This is a genomic window from Lachnoanaerobaculum orale (assembly GCF_003862485.1).
Lineage (GTDB): Bacteria > Bacillota > Clostridia > Lachnospirales > Lachnospiraceae > Lachnoanaerobaculum > Lachnoanaerobaculum orale.
On sequence record NZ_RRCM01000001.1, the window covers coordinates 741,166 to 763,009 of the forward strand.

The window sequence follows — 21,844 nt, forward strand, 5'->3', positions numbered from 1 at the left end:
ATTTATAATGAAAAAAGTTACAAAATATAGTAAAATAAATGTGCTAGTATTTTACTATTTATGTAGATTTCGGGAGGATATTTTATGAATTGCAAAAAATGTAATGCACCGTTAGAACCGGATGAGATGTTCTGTGCAAATTGCGGAGAAAAGAACCCTGATTACAAGCCGGCAGATGCAAGTGCTTTTGAAGGATATGATGAAGGCCCAAAGAAGAAAAAGAAACCTGTAGCTTTGATAGCAGGTGTTTTGGCGGCGGTTGTAGTTGTAGGAGCGGTATATGCGGGAGTAGGTGTTGCAAAGAGCGTATTTATGTCACCTAAGGATCAGTTTAAGGCCGCAATACAAAAAGAGTCCGATTCCGTGATAGGTTATATCGGAAAGTCAATAGACAGAGTGAAGGAAAGATATAAAGCATACGGAGACGGATACAATACAAACGGTATTGCAAGTTTTGAGTTGTCAAACAAGGGTAAGGATTTTTTATCATCCGAGCTTGGAATTTACAGTGATATAGACTGGTTTGACAATTTACAATTGGAATATAACGGCAATGTTACTCTTGATGATATGGAAATCGAGTTTAATACAAAACTTAATAAAAAGGACCTTTTTAAGGTAGATGCATATATGAATGATAAGAGTATGCAGGTAAAATTGCCTGAATTTTCAGATGATGTACTCACATTTAATACGGATGAATTATCGGGAATAGGGTATATGGGAGGATTCAATGCTTTTGAGTCATTGGATATAAACGCCATGTTTGCAGAGGCTGTTCCGGATTCGGCAAAACTTAAAAAGATTTCAGATAAGTATACAAAGATTTTTCTTGAAAATATAGATGATGTGGAAAAGACCTCGGACAGTGTAGAGGCACAGGGCGTGAGAGTAAAGGCTACAAAGCTTACAGCATATATATCTGGAGATAAAATAAAAGAAATCAAAAAGGATATTCTTGATAAAGCGCTTGAAGACGACGAACTTAAAGAGACTGTTATAAAGTGCGGTGACGCATACGGAAAATTCTCAGATAACGGAATGTCAGGTAAGGAGGCTTATGATGAATTCAGAAGTCTTGCAGAGCTTGAGCGTGAATATGCGGACAGCGAGCAGTTTAACGACCTTGAGTTCAGTATATGGGTTTCAGGTAAGAAAGTTGTAGCAAAAGAACTGGTTGCAGACAATCAGACTGTAATTGAGTATAAGACTCCTGTAAGTGCCTCAAAGCTGGGCGTAGAAATCAATATAGGTGACGGATATGAAAAGTTAAGTATTACAGGTAAAGGTAAGATAAAGAACTCGGCTTTAATCGGAGATTTTGATATCACAGCTTCAGGACAAACCGTCAGTATCGGTGTCAACAGAATAGATTTGAAAAAGTTGAAAAACGGATATATGGATATGGACTTGGATTTTGCGTCTGTGACCGACAGAGATATAGCCGACTACAGTTTAGGTGTAAAGGTGCAGGAGGATACAAAGAAGAGTTCGGTTATTTTAAATATTATGAAAGATGACGACACTCTTGTAAGAGTTGCCGTAGACGATGCAACAGGCAAATTCAATAAGCCGAATGAGCTTGACGGAAAGAAGCTTGACTCCACCAACGATACGGATTTGCAGGAGTACGGAGAGAACTTTGACAAGGACAAATTCACAGACAGGTTAAGGAAAGCCGGAGTCCCGAGCGAATATGTGGATGAGTTGGAAGATGAAATCAACTAGTATAGATATAGTAGGACTGAAAAAAAGATACGCAAAAAGAGATATACTAAGAGGAGTATCTCTTAGTATAGAGTTTGGCAGTTGTATAGGGATTTTAGGAGGGAATGGTAGCGGAAAGACTACCATTCTCTCTATATTGGCAGGAATAACCGATGCCGATGAGGGAGAGTTTATCTGTGAGGGGTATGATCTTTTAAAGGATGACAAAAGGAGAAGATTTGTTGTAGGGATAATACCGCAGAAAAATCCGCTTATAGAGGAGCTTTCGGCAAAGGACAATCTTTTGCTTTGGCATGACAGGAAATATTTGGATATCAGTGCAAAAGAGGGAATAATAAGAGACCTCGGCGTCACAAAATTTATAAACAAAAAGGTATCTACTTTAAGCGAGGGTATGAAAAAGAGACTTTCAATAGCCTGTGCGGTAAAGAAACATTCAAAGATATTGCTTATGGATGAGCCTAGTGCGGCGCTTGATATTGCGGCAAAGGAAGTAATACATGAGTATATAAAAAAGTTCACCGCTATGGGAGGTATAGTCATACTTGTGACACATGATGAGGGTGAGCTTAATTTATGTGACAGATATTATATTTTAAAAGACGGATTACTTAGTGATTACCGCTTTGACGGCGATATAAAAAATCTTGCGAAACTGATAGGTGATTAGATGTTCAAATCTTATCTTTTGATTCAAATAAAGAGATTGTTTCGAGTACTTCCGATGGCTCTTTTGTTTAATTTTTTGACAATAGCAGGTATTTGCGGCATTTTTGCTTTAAAAATCGGGACGGCCGGTAAGTCACAAAGCAGGATAGGAGTCGGCATAGTAGGGAGTATTGAAAATAAATATATGAAACTTGGAGTGGAGATGTTAAACAATATGGATGCTTCAAGGTTTTCAATAAAGTTTATAAATATGGACGAGACCGCGGCAAAAAGCTCTCTGAAATCAGGCGAGATAATAGGTTATTTTAAAATAGATAAGGACTTTATAGAGGCGCTTGAAAACGGAGAAAACAGACCTATAGAATATGTAAGCTCGGGAGCAGGCATGGTAAGTGATCTGTCAAAGGAGGTTGCTGCCGTTTTTTCAACGCTTTTGGTAAACTCAGAAAGAGCGATATATGCGGCAGATGATTATCTGATTGATCATCCGCAGGTATATGACAGAGAGCGTGCAAATACCGAACTTAATATAGAACTTTTAAAGAATGTAATGAGCAGAGGTAAAATATATGATGTGAAAAGTGTTGATACTCTGAGCGCACTTTCAGATACGGATAATTATATTTGCGGTATGAGCGTTCTTTTTATGATGTTTACAGGGCTTGGACTTGGAGGGTTGCTTTCTGAAAAAAATGAGAGTCTTTTAAAGGTATTAAAATCTGGAGGACTTTCATACTCTGCTTCACTTACTGCGGATATACTTGTAGTAAGCCTGTATATAAGCTTAATGGTGATTATATTTACAGCCGGTATGGCTTTGACAGGTGATATTTTATCGTGGAATCATAATTCTTTACATTTATTTGAATATTGCAAAGATATAATTTTTTTATCCGCTATGTTTGCTTCAATGCATTTGTTCATATATGAGATAACAGCTAAAAGAGTGGTGGCGGTACTTTTGGAGCTGTTACTTGGGCTTTCACTCGGATATATAGGCGGATGTATCTACCCTATAAGATTTTTTCCGGATACTGTAAAGGGGCTTTCAATGTTTTTGCCTTCAGGTGCGGGTATACAGGTACTTAGTGACGGCATGGGGTATAATGTGGATATTTTTTATTTTGCGGTGATACTTGTATACAGTATTTTATTTATCGGAGGAGTATATGTTTTGCGAAATAAAAGATAATATCCTGACAATAAAAAGATGGTATATTGCTCTTTTTAAAAGACTTCTAAAAAGGACCGAGTTTATAGTAATGCTTCTTACATTGCCTTTACTTGTATTTGGCATAATGTCCGTATCCAAGCAAAAAAAGGGATTACTTGATATCGGAATTGTGGCGTATTCTTCATGTAACAGTGATGTAAGAGCGGTTGTAAATAAGCTTAAGAATGAGAAGAGTGTACTTGACTTTAAGGTTTACGGCGACGAACAACTTGCAAAAGAAAGTTTGAAAAGAGGAAAGCTTGATATCATATGGGTATTTCCGGATTCACTTGATGATATGGTAGATAATAGTATAAAGGTGATTCAAGGCAAAGACTCTGCTATAAACAGTATCACAAGAGAAAAGCTGTATGCCGCACTGTATCCGTATATTGCACACTCCGAGTATATAAAATATATGAGAAAAATCGGTGTGAGTGATACAAAGGTGCTTGATAAATATTTTGACGATATAGATGTGGACGGTGACTTTATAAAGTTTGAGGGTGTAAAAGGAAAGAGTCCTTATGAAAACCTTGACTATATGACATATCCGATAAGAGGTTTTATATGTATATGGCTTTTTGTAGGTACTTTGACTGCCGATATCTATTTTTTAAATGATGAGAAAAACGGACTTTTTTCTATGGCGGATAAAAAGATTAAGAGAGTCATTGCATCTGTATACAGCGTAGGTATTGCGGCTACATTGGCAGCTGTAATGCTTTTTACATTATTTTTGACAGGTCAGGCGGCAGATATATTTATTGAGATAGAGGCTATATTTTTACTTTCGGTCTCGTTTATACTGATTGCGGATATACTTGGAAAAACTTTTAAAAGAGCCGAAATATTGGAAGCGCTTATTTTTCCGCTTATTTTATTTTTGATTATTTTTGCACCTGTAATATTTGATGTGAGAGTTTTGGGTATCAGGTTTATTACAAGGCTTGATCCGATATATTACTATTTGAGTGTGATTGAAGACGGCAGGTTTTATGATTTTATATTATTTGTTGCGGCATTGCTGTCTGTTGATAAAATTATATCCTTTATAAAACTCAAATAAAAAAGCACCTGCGAGACGGTTATTGTCAAACAGGTGCCTTTTTTTAATATGCCGTTACGGCATCATATATTGCTATTGTAGCGTTGCTGCCCGGGTCCACAGAGTACTGTGAAAATCTCCAAACACCGTCACTGCCTTTTTTGAGGACATATTCAGGTTTTTGGTTTACTCTTTCCCATATCCTTATTTGTGAATCCGGACCTACATTCCACGAATTTCTATAAAGTATATTATTTAGCTGGTTTAATTTATCTCCGGTAAAGGAGCTGTACTTTCTGTCAAGTATAACATCATAATCTTCGTCGGTAGCAAGTTTTATAGTATTTTCATCCACTACAGTGATTGAACTTACACTGTATGACATCAGGCTCTCACTTACCACATTGGCAAATCCGCCTGTAACCTGCTTTGACATCTGGTACTTCAGTCCGGTTTCGTCTGTAGGACTTACAGTATCATCTATCTTTGAAGCCAATTGGTTGTAACTGTGAGAATTCATATCTTCGATATAGCTTCTTAAGAAATTACCTAAAAGAGTGTTGAAAAAGTCGTTTCCCGAGTTTGTCTCTATATCGGCACTTCCACCGACACCGTCTCCCTTTACATACACATTAAAATCTCTTTTATCCGTATAGTTTGTCGGATCCGGCATTTCGTATTCTATTTCGTAGTACTTCTTCATTCCTGTATATATGCTGTTGTAGAAATTACCCATATCCATACCGAAAGAGGAGAAGTATTTAAACTCACCTCCTGAGGCTGAAGTGATCTGCATAAGTTCAGGGTCGTTTGCACTGTAGTTATCACCTATTCTTACTATATAAACAGGTATCTTGTAGGATGATACCACATTGACTACATCGCTTGCACTGTTATAGCTTCCTACATCCTCACCGTCTGTAAAAGCCAGAACACATTTAGCACCCGGTATTCCGGATACATCCTGTACTGCATAGATAAGTGTATCGTAAAGTTTTGTCTGACCGGAGGCCACATATGAAAAAATCTTTTGATTAAGTGCGTTTACATCAGATGTGAAAACTCCGCTTTTATCAATATATGAGTTGAACTCAGTAAGCTTTACTTTATCCCCTACATTGAACTGTACGGTATTTAAAAAAGTTGACATTACAGTCTTTGCGCTGCTTAGTCTCTCACCTTCCATACTGGAACTGGTATCCGCTACCATATCAATGTTCAATGCGTCCTTTTGGTCAAGCATTGAGATATTTTTAATGGTTACGGATTGAAAATCACCGTTTGCTACGCTTTTTTGTGAGACAAAGAACATATTAGGCGAGAGATTGGTGACAACATTTCCGGATGAATCTTTTACATCCACATACATTCTGACTGTAGGATAGTTGGTGTAGTCAAACTGGACAATATTTACATCAAGACCTGTAAGCTTTGTGCTTGAATTTTCCACAAGCTTACTGAAGCTCTCTGAAATATCCTTATAATTGCTGAAGTCGTGCTTTTTTATCATGTCTGAAACAGTTTCACTGTACTCGGAGATTTTTTTCTTATCATCCTCCGAGGCGTACGGTACATCTGTTTTGCCCAACTTCTCTACAAGGTCCTTAGCCGAATCCTCAAGCCTTGATTCTATTTGAGAGCTTAGCTTTACAAGCTTTTTTGCAGTCAAAAGTTGAGTTTTGTAATCATTGTCCTTGATATCGTCACATTCTTCATCAATCTTTTGAAGCTTTTCCTTCTCATCGTCCTCAAGTCCGTAAGACTCAAGTTTTTCGGCCAAATCCATTTCCCAGGCGTTGAATTCCTTGCCTTCGGTTATCTTTTTCAGGCTGCCCTTGTCAGTGAGACTGCAGGCGGATATAGAAAATGATAGAGCCAGTAAAGTTGCGGCAATTATGATTTTTTTCATATTTAATAAAAACTCCTTACTTTATTATTAATATTATACATCTTAAAATATTAAGTGTAAATCATGAATAAGTTTTACGAAACATTTATATTTATAATTATTATTGACAGTATTATAAGACAACGGTTGTTTATAAAGTATTTTGTCAAAATTATGATTATATAATTAGGATATGCTTAACAAGAAATTATTTTTTATAGTATTTAAGAATCAATTATGGTAAAATTTACTGTATAAAGAAGATTCTATTACATATCGAGGAGGGAATAATATTATGGCAAAATTCTGTGCAAATTGCGGCGCACCGATGGAAGACGGGGATGCTGTCTGCGGACAATGTGGTACACCTGTTTCAAATGTTGTAAAGGATAAAGCTGAGACAAAGGCTGTGCCTGAAGGAGGAAGCAATAAAAAGCTCGGCATTGCGGTTGCTGTAGGATGTGCTGTAGTTGTAATAGCTGTTATAGCGGTAATAGCAAATATAATCGGCGGCGCTTCAGGATATAAATCCACTTTAAATAAGTTTGTTAAGGCGATGAAAAACGATGACGATACTACGATTGTATCCATATCAAGCAGCATAAGCCAAGATATTTACGGAGCTAAGGATTATGACAAGATGATTGACAGATTCCTTGATAACAAGCTTGACGGCTATGAGGACAGGATAGACAGTGAGGTTAAAAAGATTACTTATGAGATAAAGGACAAGTCTGAAATTACAGACAGAAAACTTGAAAAGTATAAGGATAAGCTTTCAGACGACTACAATGTGGATACAAACGGCATTACAAAGATGATAAAGATTGATAAACTCAAGCTTACCGTAAAGGGCAGCAAGAAGTCATCATCAGACAGTATTGACGATCTTTATCTTATAAAGGAAGACGGTAAGTGGACAATATTCTTTGATGATTACGGAATATTCAGATAGATAAGGGAGAATAAGCATGTTTTGTACAAAATGCGGGAAGCAGGTAAGAGACGGACTCAAGTACTGCACGAACTGCGGTGCACCTATAAAACAACATGAGAGTGGAGGTACAGGCGGTCAGAACAGGATTGTAGCAGGCGGCAAGGTAAATCTTAAAAAGGATGACGATACTGCAAAACCTGCAGCGGTTTCACAGCCAAGCAACAGTATAAGTTTCAATACGGGAAATACCGCAGGAAACACTCCTGTCAAAAAGCCTAAAAAGAATAAAGGAATTAAGATTGCAATTATTACAATACTCGGTATTATATTGGCAATTCTTTTGATTATCTTTGCACTTGTTCAGACCGGAGTTATCAGCATATCTGTAAGTGATAATGAGAATCAGGAAAGTACACTTGATAAGAGCAAGTCGTCCAAAAGAGAGAAGGAAAAGGAGAGAAGGGCCAAGGAAAAAGAGAGCGAGAGTGAGAGTGAAGCAAATACTATGCCTACTGTAGAACAGACGGAGCCTAATACTATGCCTACAGTGGCACAGACAGAAAGCGTTACAGTACCCGGTACAGTTGCAATGAACAGTGAATTTATTTTGCCTGACAGCAGCACAAGGGTACTTGATAAGAGTGAGTTGGCAGGTTTTACTGCCGAACAGTGTCGCCTTGCAAGAAATGAAATCTATGCAAAACACGGAAGAATGTTTGATGACGCCGGATTGCAAAATTACTTCAATTCACGCAGCTGGTATCACGGAACTATACCTGCAGACAGATTCAGTGACACAATGCTTAGTGATATTGAGATACAAAACAGAAATTTGATAATCGCATATGAAAAGGAAATGGGATATACAAAGTAAGGAGGTAATATGAAAAAGAATAAGATGTATCATTTAGTGTGCGGTATATTGATTATATCGGTAGCGGCAAGTATAAGTGTCAGCGCAGGTACCGCAAAGAGAAAGGTAAAACCTGTTACAAGGTATAATACTGCAGAAACAGCCGCCGCTACACAGGCCGCTACGCAGGCACAGGAAAAGAAAACGGCAGTTGCCCAAAACGGAGTATATCACCTGAGCGAGAATTCAAAGTACAGACCTTATCTGTGGAAAAATGCGGACGGAAGTGCACCTGATTATAAGGCTTATGTATTTGAACCTAAGGTGTTCAACGGCCATACGGTATTTGTAGACCCGGGACATGGTGACAATTCGGCACCTGAAGCCAATCAAAAAAGAGAAAAATATTATCCGGTTGATGACTCGCTGCTAAAGAGTATGAAGACTTCCATGGTAGGCGCTAAGGCGTACGGAGTCGGTGTGGAGGCCAGAGACAGCAAAAATGTCTATGATAAAATAGAAACTGAACCTGAGTTCAGTCTTAAGGTGGCTCTGAAACTGAAGGATTTGCTTATAAATAACGGATACCGTGTAGTTATGAGCAGAACGGATTTTAATCAAAATATTTCAAACGGTGCAAGAAGTGCTATAGCAGGTGAGACCTCCGATATTATGGTATCAATTCACTCAAATACCGGTAAAAACTCAGGTACTCTAAGTTTTTATCCGGGAGACAGTGACTATATATCGGGCAGTACTTATCCGGGATATACAAATATAATGGGTCTGACAAAGTCAAATGTAGAGTTGTCAAAGAAGCTTGCGGAAAATATGGAAAGCAATATCACTATGACTACAGGTTTAAAGAATAAGGGAACACATTCTGCGGTTCTTAGGATATTCTCATATTCATCCATTCCTACCTGCTTGGTGGAAGTAGGATTTGCCGACAACGCTACAGATGCAAAGATACTCTCAACAAAGAAAGATGCTATTGCGACTTCTATGGCCAATGCTATAGATCAGTATTTTAACAAGTAGTGGAGAACTTTATGAAAATAAAAAGAGTGATAATATATTTATTTTGTTTATTTGCCGCAATATTTGCCCTTTCTGCATGCGGGTCAAAAAGTATAACAATAAAACTTGGCGGTGATAACAAAACCACAGAGGAAGATAGGGATGAAAAGGAATCCACAGAGGATGAGAGCGTTCCTACGGTGGAAGAAAGCACTGTAGATAAGACCTCTACTGTGCCGATGAGCGAACAGGCGGACATACCGCAGACAACTCAGATACAGACTCAGGCAGCAGAGCCTGCCACAGCTATGACGCAGGTTTTGACTACTCTTTATGTTGTGAATTGTAATGAAAGTATTACACTTCGTACAGCGGACTCTACAAGTGCAAAGGAGATAAGGCAGATACCTTTAGGTGCGGCGGTAAGTTTTATGGAGAATGCCGCAAACGGCTTTTATAAAGTCAGCTATAACGGAAGTACTGGCTATGCTCTTGCTTCATATTTAAGTGTCGACCCGTATAATCACTATGTGGCTTCCACAACTGCGGCAGCAAGTACATCATGGACAGGTAAAGTGGTCAGATGTAATGAATTTATAACTCTTCGCAAGACTCCAAGTACAAAGGGAGAAGAGATTACAAAGATTCCTTTAGGGTCGATAGTGACCGTTTACAGCGGTGCCGATAACGGATTTTATTATATCAATTATTACGGAATCGAAGGCTATGCATTGGCAAGTTATATTGATGCGTATTGATTTTATAGTTATGTGAAAAAATAAAATTGGTGACTATTACAGTGAACATATAGATGCTAAATATACCGGAGTCAGAAGCTTTTAATAACGACAGCTTTCATAAAGATTGTATACATATTGACTTGATATATATCTTGATATATACTTATTTTGAAAGGATGGTGATTTTATGTTGGCAGCAAAAGTTTTTGAAAATGGTAGAAGTCAGGCGGTAAGATTGCCTAAGGAGTATAGATTTCATTGTGATGAAGTGATGGTAAATAAAATTGGTGATGTAGTGATTCTATTACCTAAAAATAGCAAGTGGGATTCTTTTATTATAGCTATAGATATGTTTTCAGACGACTTTATGATTGACAGAGAAGATAACTTAGTTCAGAAGAGAGAAGAACTATGAGATATATGTTAGATACAAATATATGCATATATATAATAAAGAACAAGCCGGACAGTGTAATAGAAGAGTTGAAAAGGCATGATCCTGAAGAAATATGTATTTCATCTATAACATATGCAGAGCTGGTGCATGGTGTAGAGAAAAGTAAGGCAGTTGATAAAAACAGACTTGCGCTAACATTGCTGTTATCTAATATAGAGGTGCTGGATTTTGATATTAATGCAGCAAATAATTATGGAAAAATCAGGGCTTATTTAGAAAAAAAGGGAACACCGATAGGTCCGCTTGATATGATGATAGCTGCTCATGCACAGTCGCTGGGTTATTCTATAGTAACCAACAATATTAAAGAGTTCACAAGAGTCCCCGATTTAGAAGTATGTAATTGGGTCAAGTAAGCATGGAATCCGATTTCCCCCTTGCATTTATGTAAGAAATGTGCTATAGTAATTAAAATATGTTTGACAGGAAAGTGGGCCGGTGGGTCCACTTTTTTATGCATATGAAAGGATAGAAATGAGCAAAAGTGAAACTTATGTAAAAAGAACGGAAGAGTTCTTAGAAAAACTGAGCGGTGAGCTTGAATTTGAGGTGGTGGATGTCGAATTTGTCAAAGAAGCCGGAGAATACTACCTAAGAGCATACTGCGATATGGAAGGCGGCATAGGGATAGAAGACTGTGCCGAGATTTCAAGGCGTCTTAGCGATTGGCTGGATGAGAATGATTTTATTGATGAGGGATATATTCTGGAGGTTTCTTCACCGGGACTTGGAAGAGCCCTGAAAAAGGATAAGGATTTTCTAAGAGAACTTGGGAAAGAAGTTGAGCTTAAGCTCTATAAGCCAAGGGAAGGTGTGAAGGATTTCGAAGGAGTATTAAAGTCATTTGACGGCGAAAATATAACAATAGAAACAGAAGATAAAGATGAAGTCTTTACAAAAAAAGAAATCGCAAATATCAGATTGAAAATAGATTTTTAACGGAGGATAATACAAAGGATGAATAAGGAATTACTTGAGGCGCTTGATCTCTTGGAAAAAGAAAAAAATATCAGTAAGGCGGCAATATTAGAGGCAATTGAGAACTCATTGATCTCTGCATGTAAGAACAACTTCGGAACGGCTGACAATGTAAAGGTAAGCGTAAATCCGAATACATGTGACTACTCCATAATACAGAGTAAGGAAGTTGTGGAAAGTCTGGGCAACAAGCCAAGCCTTGAGGATAAGGCTACAAAGATATCACTTGCGGAAGCGAGAATGAAAAATCCGAACCTAAGCGTGGGAGATGTAGTACTTGTACCTGTTATTTCAAAAGAATTCGGAAGAATAGCGGCAGGAGTGGCAAAGAACGTTATCTTACAAAAAATAAGAGAAGAAGAAAGAAAAGTTATCTTCAACGACTACTATATGAAGGAAAGAGATATAGTAAGCGGAGTTGTTACAAGATTTATGGGCAAGAATGTAGCAATAAATCTCGGTAAAATAGATGCGGTACTTGCTGAAAGTGAGCAGGTAAAAGGCGAAGAATTAAAGCTTGGAGACAGACTAAAGGTATTTGTACTTGAGGTAAAGGACAATCCTAAGGGTCCGAGAATATCGGTATCAAGAACACATCCCGAATTTGTAAAGAGACTGTTTGAGTCTGAAGTGCCTGAGATAAGAGACGGCGTGGTTGAGATAAAGTCAATAGCCAGAGAAGCAGGTTCAAGAACAAAGATTGCTGTATGCAGCAATGAGCCGGATATAGATCCCGTAGGAGCCTGTGTAGGTGTGGACGGCGTCAGAGTAAATGCTGTGGTTGATGAACTCAGAGGCGAAAAAGTGGATATAGTAAACTGGGATGACAATCCTGCATACCTTATCGAGAATGCGCTTTCACCGGCAAAGGTTATCGCGGTTGTAGCGGATGAAGAGACGAAGGAAGCGGACGTAATAGTTCCGGACTACCAGCTTTCACTTGCGATAGGTAAGGAAGGACAAAACGCCAGACTTGCCGCCAGACTTACAGGATATAAGATAGATATAAAGAGTGAAAGTCAGGCAAGAGAGCTTGGAGTATTTGACTCATTAGACGGAAATGAAGATATGTCTACAGACAGTGAAGATTACACGGATGTGGATAATAATGAGGATGCTGAGGCAGAAACAGAAAATGGCAACGATATTGAAGAATAAAGTACCTCAAAGAAAATGTATCGGATGTAATGAGTCAAAGCCTAAAAAAGAATTGATCAGAATAGTAAAGACACCTGAGGGAGAGATGCTTGTAGATGATACAGGCAGAGCAAACGGCAGAGGAGCATATATATGCAATGACCCCGAATGCCTGCAAAAAGCTATAAAAACCAAAGGATTGAACAGAGCATTTAAAATGAATGTAGATACGGATGTTTTGATAAAGCTTAGTGAGGAGATGGCAAAGCTTGGCAAGAGATAAGGTATTGAGTTTGATAGGACTTGCAATGAAAGCAGGTCAGGTGGTGTCAGGAGAGTTTTCAGTGGAAAAATGTATAAAGTCGGGCAAGGCGAAACTCGTCATAATAGCGACTGACGCATCTGAAAACACAAAAAAGAAATTTGAAGATAAGTGTAAATTTTATCATGTTCCAATGATAATATATTCCACAAAGGAAACTTTGGGAACAGCTTTAGGCAAAGGGCTTAGATCATCAATAACATTGACTGAGGACGGATTTAAAAATGCAATATTAAAAATCACGGAGGAATGATAATTGAGAGTAAACGATCTGGCAAAAGAAATAGGAAAAAAGAACAATGAGCTGACAGCATATTTGAAGGAAAAGGGCATAGATAAGGCTGCCATGTCAAATATATCAGCTGATGAAGAAAAAATGCTTAGAGAAAAATTTAATAATATAGATGGTAATAAAAAAGTGAATAATAAAGAGAATATAGAAAACAACAAGGCGGAAGAGACAACTAAAGTATCTGAGGGCAAAAAGGATGAAGCTCCGAAGAAAAAGGTAAATGTCGTGTTCAGACCGCAAAACGCACAGCAGATGAATACAAAAAAATCAGTTTCAAAGGCAGGTACACAGGCAAAGAAGGCTGCAAAGAAAACTTCTGAAGGTGATGTATCAAAGCATACTCAAAATAAGAGTGCAGGTGAAGAAAAGAATAAGAGTGATATGCCAAAAGACGTAAAGAAAGAGGCAAAGAAGCAGGAGACAAGTGCTACTGTAGAGAAGGCACCTGTATCAAAGCCGGTTGAAAATACAGTATCGACTGCAGTAGAAGAAAAAAAGGCTGAACCTGTAAAGGAAGATGTAAAAGAGCCTGTTAAGCCGAGAAATGTCTATGCTGAGATGGAAGCTGCAAAAAAGGCTAAGGAAAATGCCGCGCCTATCAGAAATATCTTCAAGGAAAGAGAAGAAAGAGATAAGGCAAGAGGAAAAGATTCACGCTCTCAAAACAGAGACCAGAATAGAGACAAGAAGCCTTTTAACAGAGATAAGGATCAAAAGGGCAACTTCAAAAACGACAGAAATCAAAGGGGCAAAGACGGAGAGGGCAGAAACAGAAACTTTGCAGGCAAGGACAATAAGAGCTTTGGCAATTCAAACGACAGAAACAAAGACTTCTCCAAAGATAACGGCTCTAACAGAAGTTTTGGAAACAACAAACAGCAGGGCTTTAAGAAAAACGACTCAGCCGCAGGCGGTGTTCCTGTACTTGACGGCTTAGGAAAGAAGACTTCCAACAGAGTCAATAAAAACAACTTTAAAAATAACAATAAGAACGATAAGAAGCACAGAACCGAGGACGGACCTGCAAAGGGTAAGGTAAGCAAGCACCCGTTCATAATGCCTGTAAAGCAGAAGGTGGAAGAGGTACAGGATGATATCAAAGAGATCATTATCCCTGAGACAATCACTATCAAGGAGTTTGCTTCAAAGCTTAAGCTTCAGCCTTCAACAATAGTAAAGAAGCTCTTCTTAAAAGGACAGATAGTTACATTGAATACGGAACTTACATTTGAGCAGGCTGAAGAGATTGCTCTTGAGTATGACGTTATCTGTACTATGGAAGAAAAGGTCGATGTTATCGGAGAGCTTTTGGCTGAAGAGGACGATCCGGAGGATACTTTGGTACCTAGACCGCCTGTAGTAGTGGTAATGGGTCATGTCGATCACGGTAAAACATCACTTCTTGACGCTATAAGAAAGACAAATGTTACCAGCAGAGAGGCAGGCGGTATCACACAGCATATCGGTGCATATATGGTAAAAATCAACGGAGAGCCTATCACTTTCCTTGATACACCGGGACATGAGGCGTTTACAGCAATGCGTATGCGTGGCGCGCAGGCTACAGATATTGCAGTACTTGTAGTAGCTGCGGATGACGGCGTGATGCCTCAGACTGTAGAGGCCATCAACCATGCAAAGGCTGCAGGTGTTGAGATAATAGTTGCAATCAACAAGATAGACAGACCTGCCGCAAATATCGACAAGGTAAAGCAGGAGCTTTCAGAGTATGAGCTTATTCCTGAAGATTGGGGCGGTTCAACTATATTTGTACCTGTATCCGCAAAGACAGGAGAGGGTATCTCAAACCTTCTTGAGATGATAATACTTACAGCAGAAGTAAAAGAGCTTAAGGCAAATCCGAACAGAAAAGCAAGAGGTCTTGTAATAGAGGCCGAGCTTGATAAGGGTAAAGGACCTGTAGCCAGAATACTTGTTCAAAAGGGTACTCTTCATGTAGGAGATTTCATAGCGGCAGGAGCATGCTCAGGTAAGGTTCGTGCAATGATGAACGACAAGGGAGTCAAGGTAAAATCGGCAGGACCTTCAACACCTGTTGAGATCTTGGGACTTGACAGCGTACCGAATGCAGGTGAAGTATTTGTGGCTACAGAAAACGACAAGGAAGCTAAGGCATTTGCCGCAACCTTTATCTCAGAGAGCAAGAATAAGCTTATCGAAGATACCAAGGCAAAGCTTTCACTTGACGATTTGTTCAGCCAGATTAAGGCGGGAAATGTCAAGGAACTTCCTATAGTTGTAAAGGCCGATGTGCAGGGTTCTGTTGAGGCTGTAAAGCAGTCACTTACAAAACTTTCAAATGAAGAGGTTGCCGTAAAGGTAATCCACGGCGGCGTAGGCGCTATCAATGAGAGCGATGTTGTACTTGCGGCAGCAAGTAACGCAATTATTATCGGATTCAATGTAAAACCGGATCAGATGGCAAAGGCCACAGCTGAAAGAGAAAATGTCGACCTCAGACTTTATCGAGTAATCTATCAGGCAATCGAAGATATCGAGAGCGCTATGAAGGGTATGCTTGAGCCTATCTATGAGGAGAAGGTTATCGGACATGCGGAGATCAGACAGATCTTTAAGGCTTCAGGTGTCGGTAATATTGCAGGTAGCTATGTGCTTGACGGTAAGTTTGTAAGAGGATGTAAGGTAAGAATTACAAGAGACGGAGAGCAGATCTTTGACGGAAATCTTGCATCACTTAAGAGATTTAAAGACGATGTTAAGGAAGTTGCCACAGGTTACGAGTGCGGTCTTGTATTTGAGAAGTTCAACGATATCAAGGAATTTGACCAGGTTGAAGCATATGATATGGTAGAAGTTCCGAGAAAGTAAAAGAAAGGAATGTATGAGAAAGAACAGTTTGAAGTCTACTATGATAAACTCGGAGGTAATGAAAACTGTATCTGAAATCATCAGGGGAGAGGTGAAGGACCCGAGAGTCGCACCTATGACCAGTGTTACAGATGCGGAGGTTACCACAGACTTAAAGTACGCTACAATATATGTCAGCGTACTTGGGGATGATGAGCAGTCAAAGAAGACATTGTTGGGATTAAAATCCTCTTCAGGCTTTATAAGAAAAGAGCTTGCGAGAAGATTGAACTTAAGAAACACACCTGAACTCAGGTTTGTTTTGGACGAGTCATTGGCTTACGGTATGAAAATGGATAAGCTGATAGATGAAGTAATAAAAAAAGACGAGACGGGCAATGAATAAATTATTAGAGCTTATTGAGAATGCAAAAAATATAGCAATTACAGGGCATGTAAGCCCTGACGGAGATTGCACAGGTTCAACACTTGCACTTTATAACTATATAACTGAAAATTTTGAAGGTAAGCAGGTAAGAGTTTGCCTTGAGAAGCCGTCTATGAAGTTTTCATATATGAACGGGTTTGACCTGATAAGTGAAGACCCGTTTTTACAGGCGGATCTGTTGGTATCTTTAGATGCCTCTGACAGAGAAAGACTTGGAATCAGGGGTGCAATGCTTGATACTGCAAAGAACAGTATCTGCATAGACCACCATGTCACCAATACAAATTTTGCAAAGTTCAACATAGTGGAGGACTTTAGAAGTTCCACCTGTGAGCTTTTGTATACGCTGCTTGATTATGACAAAATCAGTGTAAATACGGCTGTTTGCCTATACACCGGAATAGTTCACGACTCAGGGGTGTTTAAATATCAGTCAACCACAAGGCAGACTATGGAAATAGCAGGCGCACTTATAGATAAGGGTTTTGATTTTACAAAGATTATTGATGATACCTATTTTAAGAAAGACTTCAACGCAACAAAGCTTTTGGGTTTGGTACTTACAAATGCCAAGCTGATATTTGACGGTAAATGTTGTTACGGCTTGCTTGACTATGACACTTGGACAGGCTATATTGATGATAAGAAAAAAATGGATGGAATCATAGACAATCTCAGAAATATAGACGGTGTGGAGATAGCATTATTTATGTATGAGACTGCCAAAGATGAACATAAGGTAAGTCTTCGCTCAATAAATGCGAATGTAAGCTCTATTGCCACGGCACTTGGCGGCGGAGGTCATATGAGGGCGGCAGGAGCTACAGTCTACGGCAAGGCTGATGAACTTTTGGAGAACACCATATTGCCTATGATAAAGAAAGAACTAAATGGCTAAGAATACTTATAACGGTATAATAAATATCTTTAAAGAAAAAGGTTATACCTCTCACGATGTCGTAGCAAAGATGAGAGGTATATTAAAGCAAAAAAAGATAGGACATTCAGGTACTTTGGACCCTGATGCTACAGGTGTACTTCCCGTTTTACTTGGGAATGCAACCGTACTTTCGGATATGCTTACAGACAAGTCAAAAGAGTATGAGGCGGTGTTGCTTTTGGGTATGTCCACAGATACTCAGGATATATCAGGTGAGATATTAAAAAAAGCCGATACTTCATCATTGAAAGAAGATGATGTAAAGTCTGTAATACTTTCCTTTTTAGGTGAGTATATGCAGCTGCCGCCGATGTATTCCGCACTTAAAGTGGGCGGTAAAAAACTTGTGGACTTGGCAAGAGAAGGCAAGGAAGTCAAAAGAGAGCCGAGAAAAGTTCATATTTTTGATATCGACATTATAGATATAAGTCTGCCGAGAGTTAAGTTTAAAGCCAAGGTATCAAAGGGTACATATATAAGGACGCTATGTCATGATATAGGAGAAAAGCTTTTAGTAGGCGGTTGCATGGAGTCACTTATAAGGACGAGAGTGGATAGGTTTGACATAAAAGGGGCGCTTACCCTTAATAAGGTTGAAGAAAGAAGAGAGTGTATAAATAATGATATAATGAGCGTGGAAGAATACTTTTCCTTCCTGCCGAAGATAAATACCTCTGCCGAATTTGACAAGTATCTGTACAACGGCAATAAGTTAAAGCTTAATAAGGATTTTGAATTAAGTGAATTATACAGATTATATGATTCACAGGATAGATTTATTGCGATATATAGAAGAGAGATGACTGAACTGAAGCCATTTAAGATGTTTTTATAGACAGGTGATAATGTGATTACATTTATAAATACAACTGACATAAATATAACAGAAAAAACAGCTGTTGTTATCGGAAAGTTTGACGGTGAACACAGAGGGCACAGAAAGTTGTTTAGGACGCTTAAGAAAGAGGCGACCGAAAGAGGACTGAAGACTGTGGTATTTTCCTTCAGGATATTGCCGTCAAATATTGTAAAAAATAAACATACCACACAGATTTTTACAAATGTGGAAAGAAGAAAAAAATTAGAAGAACTTGGAATTGATTACTATATAGAGTATCCCTTCAATATGGATATCGCAAGACTCACAGGTGAGGAGTTCTTAAAAGATATTCTTATAGGAAAGCTTGGCATGGCTGAGATAGTGGCAGGAGACGATGCGGCTTTCGGCTATAAAAAAAGCGGTAATATAGAGCTGCTTAACAGGCTTTCAAAGGAATGGGGCTTTGATGTAAAGATAATTACAAAGGAAAAAGACGATTTCCAAAATGATATAAGCTCCACACTTATCAGGTCAAAGCTTGATGAGGGAGATATGGAAGAAGCCAATAAGCTTTTAGGAGGAGTATATTCTATAAGCGGTGTTGTTGAAGAGGGAAATAAGCTCGGTGTTAAGCTGGGTTTTCCGACACTGAATATTTTTCCTTCAAGTGAGAAGCACCTGCCCAAATCCGGAGTGTATGCGTCAAGAGTAAGAATAGGCGATGACGATACACTCTATTTAGGGCTTACAAATGTAGGTTCAAATCCAAGTATAAAAGATGATAAAAAGGACCATATTGCAAGGGTTGAGACATATCTCTACAACTTTGACGCCACACTTTACGGCAGAGAGATAGAGGTATATCTTTATAAATATATAAGACCTGAGATAAAGTTTGAAAGTTTGGAGGCTTTAAAGAGCCAAATAAGCAAGGACAAAGTGGAAGTATTGAACTTCCTGAACAGTCATGCAAATTAAAGGAGAGCTATGGAAGAGAAAGATTTATTTGAAAATGGTATTGTAGATGACGGAAGTGTATCTGTTTCTATCACACTTGATGATGACACGGTATTGGAGTGCATTGTATTAAATATATTCAGTGCAGGTGACAGAGAGTATATTGCGGTAATGCCTGAGACGGATGACGAGGAGGGAACGGTATATCTTTACAGATATTCAGAGACAGAAGACGGTCAGCCTGAGCTTACCAATATAGAGACAGATGAAGAATATGAGATAGTTGCAGATGCCTTTGACGAGCTTCTTGACGATGAAGAGTTTGAGGATATGCTTGGAGACGATGAATTCTAAATAAAATGCAAAATCAGGTTACAGTTTGACAATGCGGTTAAACTGTAACTTTTTGCATATATGGTGAAGGAAATGAAAAAAGAATTAGACTATTTTAATGTTGACGGTAAATATGGATGGGACCAAAACGATTTTAAGGACCTTTGGATGAATAAGGGCGGATGTGCCTGTGTAACCGCTTGTGACAGCTTTATTTATATGAGAAAGTATATGGGTAAGGATAAGCTCTATCCATATGATATTGACAGGATAACTTCCCTTGATTACATTGACTTTTCAAACAGCGTAAAGCCTTATTTAAGACCCAGAATAACGGGAATTGACAGACTTGAGATATATGTGGACGGAGTAAGTGAGTTTTTGGAAGATATGGATGAGCATTCTATAAGTCTGTCGGAATTTTCAGGCGACAACTCACTTGATGATGCAAAAAATGCAGTAAAATCACAGATAGACAGGGGACTTTTGGTGCCGATGCTTGTTCTTATGCATAAGAATACAAAGTACAGAGATTTTTCATGGCATTGGTTTTTGCTTACCGGATATGACGAGGAAGTGGATAAGTTTTTGGTCAAGGTGGTAAGCTATGGAAGCTACAGGTGGTTTGACCTTAAAGAGCTTTGGAATACAGGCTATAGAAGAAAGGGCGGATTGATACTCTTTAATAAAAATGCTTGACAATATCTTAAATAGAGCATAGATTGGTAGAAAAGGCTTATGTAGTTGCCGGAAAAAGGATGGAAGAATGATGGATAAAAGAAATTTGACATTACTGACAGACTTGTATGAACTTACAATGATGCAGGGATATTATGTGGAAAACAGCGCCAATGAAACAGTTATTTTTGATATGTTTTACAGATCAAATCCGAATAAGAACGGATATGCAATATGTGCGGGACTTGACCAAGTCATCGACTACATAAACAACCTGCACTTTGATGATGAAGATATAGAATATCTGAGAGGTACAAAGATATTCAGAGATGATTTTTTGGAGTACTTAAGAAACTTCAAGTTTACAGGAGATATCTACGCTATACCTGAGGGTAGCGTTATCTTCCCGAGAGAGCCGCTTGTAAAGGTTATTGCACCTATAATGCAGGCACAGCTTATAGAGACCGCACTGCTAAATATCATAAACCATCAGTCACTGATAGCAACCAAAGCAGCAAGAGTTGTTTTGGCTGCGGAAGGTGACGGAGTTATGGAGTTCGGACTTAGAAGAGCACAGGGACCTGACGCAGGTATATACGGTGCCAGAGCGGCAATGATAGCAGGTTGTGTGGGAACCAGCAATGTACTGTGCGGAAGAATGTTTGATGTACCGGTACTGGGAACACATGCACACAGCTGGATAATGAGTTTTCCGGATGAGCTTACCGCATTCAGAGCATATGCAAAGACATTCCCTACAGCATGTACGCTTTTGGTAGATACTTATGATACCTTAAAATCAGGTATACCGAATGCGATAACAGTATTTAAAGAGATGAGAGCGGCAGGCATACCTCTTAAAAACTACGGTATCAGACTTGACAGCGGTGACCTTGCATATCTGTCAAAAAGAGCTAAAGAAATGCTTGATGAGGCTGGTTTTAGTGATGCTGTTATATCCGCTTCAAACGACCTTGATGAGAATATTATTTCTTCATTGAAATTGCAGGGTGCCACCATCAACAGATGGGGTGTAGGTACAAATCTTATCACATCCAAGGATTGTCCTGCATTCGGAGGTGTATATAAGCTTGCAGCTGTTAAGGATGATAAGAACGGCGAGTTTATACCGAAGATAAAGTTGTCTGAAAATGCGGAAAAGATTACAAACCCGGGAAATAAGAAAATATACAGGATTTACAATAAGAAGACAGGTAAGATAATAGCCGATTATATATGCTTGGAAGATGAGATTTTATCTGAAGATGAATCACTTATGCTTTTTGACCCTGTGGAGACATGGAAGAGGACAAAGCTTAATGCAGGTTCATTTGAGGTTAAGGAGCTTTTGGTTCCGGTATTTAAAAACGGTGAATGTGTATATAAGTCACCTTCAGTAATGGAGATAAGAGATTTTTGTAAGAAGGAGCTTGATACTCTTTGGGATGAGTCAAAGAGACTTGCATACCCTCATGAGACTTATGTAGACTTGTCACAGAAGCTTTGGGATATGAGATATGAATTATTGCAAAAATATCATTATCAGGAGTTATAAAT

Annotated in this window: 23 protein-coding genes; 22 read left to right on the forward strand and 1 reads right to left on the reverse strand. The window is 38.7% G+C overall.

Going from position 1 to position 21,844, the window contains the following annotated elements:
• Positions 1-84 precede the first annotated feature (84 nt).
• From EHW90_RS03655 to EHW90_RS03670, 4 genes are read left to right on the forward strand one after another with little or no spacing between them, the layout of a single operon-like run.
• Positions 85-1,728 carry a zinc ribbon domain-containing protein gene (locus EHW90_RS03655; RefSeq protein ID WP_124951305.1) on the forward strand — a complete coding sequence of 548 codons (1,644 nt, stop codon included), beginning with the start codon at positions 85-87 and terminating at the stop codon, positions 1,726-1,728.
• Positions 1,715-2,398, forward strand: coding sequence for an ATP-binding cassette domain-containing protein (locus tag EHW90_RS03660; protein WP_243113904.1), 684 nt, complete (start codon positions 1,715-1,717; stop codon positions 2,396-2,398). The genes EHW90_RS03655 and EHW90_RS03660 overlap by 14 nt, the downstream gene beginning before the upstream one ends.
• Positions 2,399-3,589, forward strand: coding sequence for an ABC transporter permease (locus EHW90_RS03665; RefSeq protein WP_124951307.1), 1,191 nt, complete (start codon positions 2,399-2,401; stop codon positions 3,587-3,589). It begins immediately after the preceding gene.
• On the forward strand, positions 3,567-4,679 hold the full coding sequence (locus EHW90_RS03670; RefSeq protein WP_124951309.1) for an ABC transporter permease: 1,113 nt from the start codon (positions 3,567-3,569) through the stop codon (positions 4,677-4,679). Before EHW90_RS03665 ends, EHW90_RS03670 begins: the two co-directional genes overlap by 23 nt.
• 43 nt (positions 4,680-4,722) lie before the next feature.
• Here the strand turns inward: EHW90_RS03670 and EHW90_RS03675 are convergent, their stop codons facing one another.
• Entirely contained in the window at positions 4,723-6,567 is a 1,845-nt protein-coding gene (locus EHW90_RS03675; RefSeq protein ID WP_124951311.1) for a vWA domain-containing protein, read from the reverse strand.
• Between the two features lie 274 nt (positions 6,568-6,841).
• Between EHW90_RS03675 and EHW90_RS03680 the strand changes: the two genes are divergently transcribed.
• The 18 genes from EHW90_RS03680 (at position 6,842) to EHW90_RS03765 (ending at position 21,842) form a co-directional block, all read left to right on the forward strand.
• Entirely contained in the window at positions 6,842-7,501 is a 660-nt protein-coding gene (locus tag EHW90_RS03680) for a zinc ribbon domain-containing protein (protein WP_124951313.1), read from the forward strand.
• A gap of 16 nt (positions 7,502-7,517) precedes the next feature.
• Positions 7,518-8,357: a YARHG domain-containing protein gene (locus EHW90_RS03685; protein ID WP_124951315.1), complete on the forward strand. Its 840-nt coding sequence runs from the start codon at positions 7,518-7,520 to the stop codon at positions 8,355-8,357.
• A gap of 9 nt (positions 8,358-8,366) precedes the next feature.
• Complete coding sequence (locus EHW90_RS03690) at positions 8,367-9,377, forward strand: N-acetylmuramoyl-L-alanine amidase family protein (protein WP_124951317.1); 1,011 nt, start codon at positions 8,367-8,369, stop codon at positions 9,375-9,377.
• 11 nt (positions 9,378-9,388) lie between these two features.
• On the forward strand, positions 9,389-10,114 hold the full coding sequence (locus tag EHW90_RS03695; protein ID WP_124951319.1) for an SH3 domain-containing protein: 726 nt from the start codon (positions 9,389-9,391) through the stop codon (positions 10,112-10,114).
• Positions 10,115-10,283: 169 nt separating this feature from the next.
• Positions 10,284-10,511, forward strand: a complete 228-nt coding sequence (gene vapB, locus EHW90_RS03700; protein WP_124951321.1) for a type II toxin-antitoxin system antitoxin VapB — start codon at positions 10,284-10,286, stop codon at positions 10,509-10,511.
• On the forward strand, positions 10,508-10,909 hold the full coding sequence (gene vapC, locus EHW90_RS03705) for a type II toxin-antitoxin system tRNA(fMet)-specific endonuclease VapC (RefSeq protein WP_124951323.1): 402 nt from the start codon (positions 10,508-10,510) through the stop codon (positions 10,907-10,909). The genes vapB and vapC overlap by 4 nt, the downstream gene beginning before the upstream one ends.
• An 82-nt stretch (positions 10,910-10,991) precedes the next feature.
• Positions 10,992-11,492, forward strand: coding sequence for a ribosome maturation factor RimP (locus tag EHW90_RS03710; RefSeq protein WP_009445759.1), 501 nt, complete (start codon positions 10,992-10,994; stop codon positions 11,490-11,492).
• An 18-nt stretch (positions 11,493-11,510) separates the two neighbouring features.
• Positions 11,511-12,689: a transcription termination factor NusA gene (gene nusA / locus EHW90_RS03715; RefSeq protein WP_124951325.1), complete on the forward strand. Its 1,179-nt coding sequence runs from the start codon at positions 11,511-11,513 to the stop codon at positions 12,687-12,689.
• Positions 12,667-12,951 carry an RNase P modulator RnpM gene (gene rnpM / locus EHW90_RS03720; protein WP_124951327.1) on the forward strand — a complete coding sequence of 95 codons (285 nt, stop codon included), beginning with the start codon at positions 12,667-12,669 and terminating at the stop codon, positions 12,949-12,951. The genes nusA and rnpM overlap by 23 nt, the downstream gene beginning before the upstream one ends.
• Complete coding sequence (locus EHW90_RS03725; RefSeq protein WP_009445756.1) at positions 12,938-13,243, forward strand: L7Ae/L30e/S12e/Gadd45 family ribosomal protein; 306 nt, start codon at positions 12,938-12,940, stop codon at positions 13,241-13,243. Before rnpM ends, EHW90_RS03725 begins: the two co-directional genes overlap by 14 nt.
• Before the next feature lie 3 nt (positions 13,244-13,246).
• Positions 13,247-16,132, forward strand: coding sequence for a translation initiation factor IF-2 (gene infB, locus EHW90_RS03730; protein WP_124951329.1), 2,886 nt, complete (start codon positions 13,247-13,249; stop codon positions 16,130-16,132).
• 13 nt (positions 16,133-16,145) lie between these two features.
• Entirely contained in the window at positions 16,146-16,517 is a 372-nt protein-coding gene (gene rbfA / locus EHW90_RS03735; protein WP_009445754.1) for a 30S ribosome-binding factor RbfA, read from the forward strand.
• Positions 16,510-17,457 (forward strand): DHH family phosphoesterase, encoded by a 948-nt coding sequence (locus EHW90_RS03740; protein ID WP_124951331.1) that lies wholly within the window; start codon positions 16,510-16,512, stop codon positions 17,455-17,457. The genes rbfA and EHW90_RS03740 overlap by 8 nt, the downstream gene beginning before the upstream one ends.
• The gene (gene truB, locus EHW90_RS03745; RefSeq protein ID WP_124951333.1) at positions 17,450-18,334 is read left to right on the forward strand and encodes a tRNA pseudouridine(55) synthase TruB; all 885 of its coding nucleotides are present in this window, start codon (positions 17,450-17,452) and stop codon (positions 18,332-18,334) included. The genes EHW90_RS03740 and truB overlap by 8 nt, the downstream gene beginning before the upstream one ends.
• A 12-nt stretch (positions 18,335-18,346) precedes the next feature.
• Positions 18,347-19,297, forward strand: coding sequence for a bifunctional riboflavin kinase/FAD synthetase (locus EHW90_RS03750; protein ID WP_124951335.1), 951 nt, complete (start codon positions 18,347-18,349; stop codon positions 19,295-19,297).
• Between the two features lie 9 nt (positions 19,298-19,306).
• Positions 19,307-19,630 (forward strand): DUF1292 domain-containing protein, encoded by a 324-nt coding sequence (locus EHW90_RS03755; RefSeq protein ID WP_124951337.1) that lies wholly within the window; start codon positions 19,307-19,309, stop codon positions 19,628-19,630.
• A 72-nt stretch (positions 19,631-19,702) separates the two neighbouring features.
• A complete protein-coding gene (locus tag EHW90_RS03760; RefSeq protein WP_124951339.1) occupies positions 19,703-20,308 on the forward strand; it encodes a hypothetical protein in 606 nt (201 codons plus the stop codon).
• Between the two features lie 70 nt (positions 20,309-20,378).
• Entirely contained in the window at positions 20,379-21,842 is a 1,464-nt protein-coding gene (locus EHW90_RS03765; RefSeq protein WP_124952632.1) for a nicotinate phosphoribosyltransferase, read from the forward strand.
• Positions 21,843-21,844: the final 2 nt, after the last annotated feature.